4 protein-coding genes are annotated in these 3,576 nt (G+C 43.8%); 1 reads left to right on the forward strand and 3 read right to left on the reverse strand.

The window, feature by feature from the left end; genetic code table 11:
- Positions 1 to 107: 107 nt before the first annotated feature.
- The 3 genes from QWZ17_RS23365 to QWZ17_RS23375 all read right to left on the reverse strand — a co-directional run bounded on the left by QWZ17_RS23365 (position 108) and on the right by QWZ17_RS23375 (position 2,124).
- Positions 108 to 650 carry a YbhB/YbcL family Raf kinase inhibitor-like protein gene (locus QWZ17_RS23365; protein ID WP_290307738.1) on the reverse strand — a complete coding sequence of 181 codons (543 nt, stop codon included), beginning with the start codon at positions 648 to 650 and terminating at the stop codon, positions 108 to 110.
- 89 nt (positions 651 to 739) lie between these two features.
- The gene (locus QWZ17_RS23370) at positions 740 to 1,597 is read right to left on the reverse strand and encodes a helix-turn-helix domain-containing protein (RefSeq protein ID WP_290307739.1); all 858 of its coding nucleotides are present in this window, start codon (positions 1,595 to 1,597) and stop codon (positions 740 to 742) included.
- A 20-nt stretch (positions 1,598 to 1,617) separates the two neighbouring features.
- Positions 1,618 to 2,124 (reverse strand): hypothetical protein, encoded by a 507-nt coding sequence (locus QWZ17_RS23375; protein WP_290307740.1) that lies wholly within the window; start codon positions 2,122 to 2,124, stop codon positions 1,618 to 1,620.
- A 202-nt stretch (positions 2,125 to 2,326) separates the two neighbouring features.
- Between QWZ17_RS23375 and QWZ17_RS23380 the strand changes: the two genes are divergently transcribed.
- Positions 2,327 to 3,304 (forward strand): glycoside hydrolase family 5 protein, encoded by a 978-nt coding sequence (locus QWZ17_RS23380; protein WP_290307741.1) that lies wholly within the window; start codon positions 2,327 to 2,329, stop codon positions 3,302 to 3,304.
- Positions 3,305 to 3,576: the final 272 nt, after the last annotated feature.

The following is a 3,576-nucleotide window of genomic DNA, read 5'->3' on the forward strand; positions in this document are numbered from 1 at the left end:
AAAATGTGAACAAACACCGAAAATAAAAATAAAAATCCACTTATAAGGTTTCGAACACTCAAGGTTTTAAACCCATCGCTATGGAAAAGTGAAATGGAAACCACTACCTACCTTTTAGCATACACCATCAACGATGCCTTAGCTATCACATTATGATTAAGCATAAACCCGGTTAACGCCGCCGAGGTTTTACCATCCAACCCAAGCCTGGCAACCTTTAAGGCGTACACGGTAATTACATATCCATGCGCGGCATCATTTTCGGGCGGACAAGGCCCGCCATAACCGGGCACGCCAAAATCGGTATTGTTTTGAATACTGCCAGCCGGTGCTACGCCTGCCACTGTATTGCCCGCTCCTTGCTTAAGCTGATGAACGTTGGCCGGAATATCAAAAATTACCCAATGCCACCATCCACTGCCGGTAGGTGCCTGCGGATCGTACATGGTAACGGCAAAACTTTGCGTACCCTCGGGAGCATTGATCCACTCTAAGGCTGGCGATTTATTGGCCCCGCTGCAACCGAAGGTGTTCGACGTAAACTCGTTGGTAAACTGGCCGCCAAGATCGGCGCTTTTAATGGTAAATGTTTGTGCTTTGGTAGTTAAGCAACATGCCGCTGCAAGTAAAACTAAGATGATTTTTTTCATGATCTTTTGGATATTAATAATGATCCAAAAGTGCCGTTTATAGCGGGTGTACAGTTAATGGCCGCGGCTCAAAAACTATTGCAAACGGCTCATACTACCTGCGCGTTCAGCTGGTATTGTTTAGGGCTTACACCAAATTTCTTTTTAAAGGCGGATGAAAAGTTAGATAAGTTATCGTATCCGAAATCGATATAAAGCGATGTGGCGTTTTTGCCCTGTTCCAACTCCTGGCAGGCAATTTCCAGCTTGCGTTCGCGTATGTATTTGCCGGGGGCTATGTGGTAAGCTTTTTCAAAATCGCGCTTAAACGAGGCCAGACTTTTGTTTGATAAAAAGGCAAGTTCATCAAGGGTAAGGTTATTGAACAGGTTGTTTTCCACCACGTTTTTTAACAATAGCTCTGGCGATGGCGCATTGCTTTGCAACAGGCCGATCAATTGCTCCCCGTGGCTTTGTAATAATACCAGCAACAATTCTTCTACCTTAGTTGCGGCCAGTTCATAGGGCAGGTTTTGCCCCTCATCAATAAGTGCCTGCAAACTTTTAATGTAGCCTGCAAAGTAATTGGTTTGCCTGAATTTGATATAATCTGTTTCTTTTACTGCCGATGGTCTTACGTTAAGCTTGTGCCTGTTCAAAAAATCGTGCGCCAGTTTTGCCGGGAAAAATACCAGTACGCTGCTGTATTTATGTTGGTTAAGGGTATGCTCGGCCATCAGGGAATTGCCTTCGGGTATCACAATGCCCTCGCCGGCACTTACAATGGTATTATTTGAAGGACGAAAAATGGCCTTCTCCCCATTGGTTACAAAGCTGATGGTATAGCAGTTAAACACCACCCTGCTTTTTTGCAGACTGTCCCTTTCAGAATAGTGGACAAATGATATATCACCGGCGGTTATCCGTTTTTGATTTGCTGTATCTTGTGGTATGTATACGCTTGTCATGTAATTATTAAAAGCTAAACCTAATCAAGCCGCTCGGTAGTAGCCTTGGGTATTTGCAGGGCCGGGTTAAAATTAGGAAGAATCTGTTTTACCTGTGCGGCACTCGAATTATTCATATCCAAAAACGACCAGCTTTTACCGCCATCGCTGCTAATGCCCAGCATGCTGCTATGGCTTGCAATGCGCGCGTTGGGTAATTGTAAAATAATGGTTTCGGGCAATAAGCAGTGAATTTCGGTGCCTGCTTTGTAAAATTTGGCGGGGGCATCAACTTTTACGCTTTCGAAGGTCACGCCCTGGTTTTTCATTTGTTGTATACCTGTTGTGACCAACGCAATCATTTTTTCTTTACCGCCGCCCATCTGCACCGCCTTGGGATACATGTAGTTAACCAGGGTTTTATAATCGCCCGCTATCATGGCTTTGGCAACCATATTGGCCTGGCTTTTTACAAGTATGGTATCCTGTGCGTGCAGGGTTAGGGGTAAAGCGATAGCAATTAAAAGGTAAAGGAATGTTTTTTTCATGGCAACTGGTTAATTAACAATGATGGCGGCAGGTTAATTATATTCTAAGATAGGTGATGTATAAGGTAATCTCAAAGAGATAATTGAGTTTTATCCCCTGTACCAAAGTAAACCTTGGTCAATTTTAACATACTATGATGCAATTTTTGCAAACAGGCATTTTGAAATTCTCATTATTTACATTGGCCTATCTAATTGTAACATGATGATGAGAGGAGTATTCCTGGTTTTATTTGCCTTGGTAGTTACCAAGATATCGTTCGCTCAAAACTTAACACCCGTGGCCCTCAATGGCGCTTTGAAAGTAGAAAATGGTAAGCTGTTAAACGCGCAGGGCGTTGAGCCGCAGCTGCACGGTATTAGTCTTTCCTGGAGTTTATGGCAGGGGCAAAAATATTATAACGCGGGTGTGGTTAACTGGCTTGCAAATGATTTTAAGATCTCGATATTGAGGGCCTCTATGGGAGTTGAGCCTAAAGGCGGGTACCTGCAACGGCCCGATGAACAGCAAAAATTAATTACCGATGTTGTTGACGCCGCCATAAAAGAAGGAATTTATGTACTGATAGACTGGCATGACCACCACGCCGAAGATCACCTGGAGCGCTCAAAGGAGTTTTTTAAGCAGATGGCAAAAAAGTATGCCGGTGTGCCCAATGTTATCTACGAAATTTATAACGAACCGGCTAAGGCAAACTGGAAAACCGTGAAAGAATATGCTACGCAGATAATCTCTGTTATTCGCGAATACGATAAAAATAATGTGATTGTAGTGGGTAGTCCACATTGGGATCAGGATGTTGACGTGGTGGTTGCCGATCCGCTTACGGGCTTTAATAATATCGCTTATTCGTTCCATTTTTATGCAAGCGACCCTTATCACCAGCAGGCCTTGCGCGCCAAAGCCGATAAAGCGATTAAGCTTGGCTTACCGCTGATGATTACCGAATGGGGCGTAGGCGAAGCCAGCGGTGATGGCGAATTTAACCTTCAAAAAACCCAAACATGGATGAAATGGTTAGCAGATAACCACCTAAGCTGGGTAAACTGGAACATTACCGATAAACACGAAACCACCGCCATTTTACAAAGCGGCGCACCCATATATGGCGGCTGGACAGAGGCTAATTTAACGCCGGCTGGTTTGTTTATAAGGGAACAGCTGAGGAAGCCCCTCTAAATCTCCCCTGAAAGGGGGACTTGAAAAAAAATCGCCATGAAAGCTCTTTGAAAAACGGTAATGACTTTATTTACAAATCATCCGTCATTGCGAGGTACGAAGCAATCTCCAGACTATACAGAGCGAACTTTAAAGATCGACCTACCTTTGTGAAGATTGCTTCGTACCTAACCATGACAAGTTAAAAATCCCGTCATTGCCTTTGGTCTAACAAAAGAAACATAAAACAAAAGATTGTTATTGTTATACCGGGGGTGCAGGGGGTGTTAAGA

It is taken from the genome of Mucilaginibacter flavus, assembly GCF_030409315.1.
Classification (GTDB): Bacteria; Bacteroidota; Bacteroidia; order Sphingobacteriales; family Sphingobacteriaceae; genus Mucilaginibacter; species Mucilaginibacter flavus.